At 47.2% G+C, this 2,961-nt stretch carries 3 protein-coding genes; 2 read left to right on the top strand and 1 reads right to left on the bottom strand.

Going from position 1 to position 2,961, the window contains the following annotated elements; translation table 11 throughout:
• Positions 1-99 precede the first annotated feature (99 nt).
• Positions 100-918 carry a LytTR family DNA-binding domain-containing protein gene (locus VIN66_RS00770; RefSeq protein ID WP_331922217.1) on the top strand — a complete coding sequence of 273 codons (819 nt, stop codon included), beginning with the start codon at positions 100-102 and terminating at the stop codon, positions 916-918.
• A 7-nt stretch (positions 919-925) separates the two neighbouring features.
• Here VIN66_RS00770 and VIN66_RS00765 read toward each other — a convergent pair whose 3' ends face one another.
• Entirely contained in the window at positions 926-1,915 is a 990-nt protein-coding gene (locus tag VIN66_RS00765; protein ID WP_331922216.1) for an ATP-dependent 6-phosphofructokinase, read from the bottom strand.
• Between the two features lie 178 nt (positions 1,916-2,093).
• Between VIN66_RS00765 and VIN66_RS00760 the strand changes: the two genes are divergently transcribed.
• Positions 2,094-2,961: DMT family transporter (locus VIN66_RS00760; RefSeq protein ID WP_331922215.1), on the top strand; the 868-nt coding region annotated here is incomplete at its 3' end.

The following is a 2,961-nucleotide window of genomic DNA, read 5'->3' as shown; positions in this document are numbered from 1 at the left end:
ACGACAATAATTTTGCGTTGGTTTTAACACACAACCAGCCTCAAGGGCTGAAAGTAAACATTAGAATCCCATTAGAATTAGAAAAAACGGAACAGGAACATGCTTAAGGTAATAGTAGTTGATGATGAACCTTTAGCCCGTAAGGGAATGTTGGTGCGTTTGCGGGAGTTTCCTGAGTTAGACGTTGTCGCCGAGTGCAGTAATGGTCAGCAGGCTATCGATAGTATCAGCGAATTTGCACCGGATTTGGTTTTTCTTGACGTTGAAATGCCGGGCATGGACGGTTTTACCGTGCTAAAGCAGCTGCAGGAAAAGCAGATTACGCTGCCTTATGTTGTGTTTGTAACCGCGTATGATCACTATGCATTCAGCGCTTTTGAAGTCAATGCGCTGGACTATGTGCTAAAACCGGTGGAACCGATTCGGCTGCGTCAGGCGGTAGAGAAAGTACTTAAAATTTACCAGGCCCAGGATACGCAGAAACATAAAGGGCAATTAGCTGAAGCCGTTGCCAAGCTGACGGGTGAAGATACCGGCAATATTTTGCAGCGGTTGGACAATGCCGAACCGGTTGTTAATGACCGCTTTCCTGACGCTATCAGTATTAAAGACAGTGGTGAGATCACACGGGTGCCGGTCTCGGCCATAGAATGGGTCGATGCGGCCGGAGATTACATGTGTATTCATACCCGTGATGGCCAGACACATATTTTAAGACGTACGATGAAAGAGCTGGAGCAGGAGCTTGATCCGAGGTTGTTTGTCCGTGTACATCGCTCTGCCATCGTTAATGTGCACACCATTGCCAAGCTGCAGATGCTAGCCAATGGTGAACACCAGTTAATGCTGACAAATGGACAGGCGGTTAAAGTCAGCCGCAGCTACAAAGATCGCGTTAAGCAGGTGTTTAACCAGTAATCACGCGTTAGTCGCTGGCAATATAGTGTTGCCAGCGCACTAAATAAGGATCTATCTGTTTTTTCCTGTCTCCGGTTTTGGCCAGCGGATATAAGCTCAGTTGCTGGTTAACTTGACCAGCCATCACAAGGTGGGCGCCGGCTACGAGTTGCTCTACAGCATAGGCTCCGAGTTTAGTGGCCAGTATTCTGTCTGCTCCGACAGGCTTTCCGCCACGCTGAATATGACCAAGTATACAGGCTCTGCATTCAATGCCCAGCGCATCACTTAGCGCTTCGGCTAATGCCGTAGTACCAGCAGGATAACTGTTTTCTGCCACCACTATGATGTAACTGCTTTTACCTCTGAGCAATTGGGCGTGCTGTATCGGAATAATCAGATCTTTAAGATTATCAGGCTTAATTGCTGCGAACTCCGGGCAGATGATTTGCTCAGCGCCGGCGGCAATGCCTGCAGACAAACTGATGTAACCCGAATGCCTGCCCATCAGTTCAATCAAAAAAATACGTTCAAAGGCATCGGCGGTATCACGTATCTTATCTATGGCGTCTAAAGCTGTATCAATGGCAGTTGCAAAACCAATGGTATAGTCTGTACCGTCAACATCGTTGTCGATGGTACCCGGAACGCCGATAATTTGTCCGTTATAATGCTCGGCAATGCTCAGAGCGCCGCGAAAACTGCCGTCCCCGCCAATGATAATAAGAGCGTCAAGCTGTAACTCTTCCAGCGCTTTAGCCGCTTTTATTGCGCCTTCTGTTGTGTACAATGCTTTGCAGCGGGCGCTTTTTAAAATAGTACCGCCATACTGAATGATATGTTGCACATGCTGAGGTAGCAGGGTCTGGTACTCATTATCCAGCAAACCATTAAAGCCATGATGAAAGCCGATAACATCAATGTTATTGGCTGCTGCGGTCAATACCGCGGCTCTGATCGCAGCGTTCATCCCGGGCGCGTCGCCGCCGGAAGTTAGTATGCCAATGCGTTTTATCATGATTTGTCCTTTATCAATAAACGCTTTAACTATAGCTGTTTCCTAATAGGCATCTTTTGATATGGCGCAATCTGTGGTTACTCTGTCGCTAAAGTTGCATTTGTTACAGACAAGACCTGGCGAATAGGTAAAAATAGCTTTTCTCTGGCAGTAATCCGCATTATTGATTGGAAATTCCATGCATCAGATCACCGGTAAAAGCATGATTGGTTTATCACTGGCATTAACGACCGCTGTGCTGTGGGGGATGCTACCTATCGCACTTAAGGTATTGCTGGATGTATTGACCGCAAATACGATCACCGCAGTGCGCTTTCTGGTGGCAGCGGTGATGGTTGGACTCTGGCTTTGGCTGGGCGGAAAACTGCCTAAACTGCGTGTGCTGATCAGCAAAAAGGCTGGCAGTCTGATGATTATCGCAGTGCTCGGTTTGTTATCCAATTACATCATGTACCTGAGTGGTCTTAACTATCTGACTGCAGAAACTGGTCAGGTGGTTATTCAGTTAGCCCCATTTTTGATGATGTTAGGTGGTGTGGTGCTATTCAAAGAGCAGTTGTTGCTTTGGCAAAAAATAGGCGCTGTTAGCTTAGTTGCCGGCTTACTGCTGTTTTTTAACGAGCGATTAGTGCAGCTACTGCAATATGCCGGTAGCGAAACCTTGGGTGTGCTGTTGGTTATCGCGGCAGCAGTGACTTGGGCGGCTTATGCTCTGGCGCAAAAGCAGCTACTTATGCACTACAGTTCAAAACAAATTATGTATCTGCTTTATGTAGCGGGTACTGTTGCTTTTATACCGGTATCTGATTTTTCACCCCTGCAGACGATGACAGCCTTACACTGGGGCTTACTGATTTTCTGCTGTCTGAATACAGTGGTGGCATATGGTGCTTTTGCTGAAGCCTTACACCACTGGGAAGCGTCCAAAGTCAGCGCGGTACTGGCTGTAACACCTTTGTTTACTATTTTATTTGCGCAGCTACTTGCCTGGCTGGTGCCAGATTTTATCAATGCGCAAGCACTTAATATCTGGTCGTGGATTGGTG

The sequence above is a fragment of the Rheinheimera sp. genome (assembly GCF_036568245.1).
GTDB lineage: Bacteria > Pseudomonadota > Gammaproteobacteria > Enterobacterales > Alteromonadaceae > Alishewanella.
This window is presented reverse-complemented; position numbering and strand designations above follow the sequence as displayed.

Coding starts and splice junctions, on each gene's coding strand:
- VIN66_RS00770 (WP_331922217.1), top strand. CDS start 100: ATGCTTAAGGTAATAGTAGTTGATGATGAACCTTTAGCCCGTAAGGGA.
- VIN66_RS00765 (WP_331922216.1), bottom strand. CDS start 1,915: ATGATAAAACGCATTGGCATACTAACTTCCGGCGGCGACGCGCCCGGG.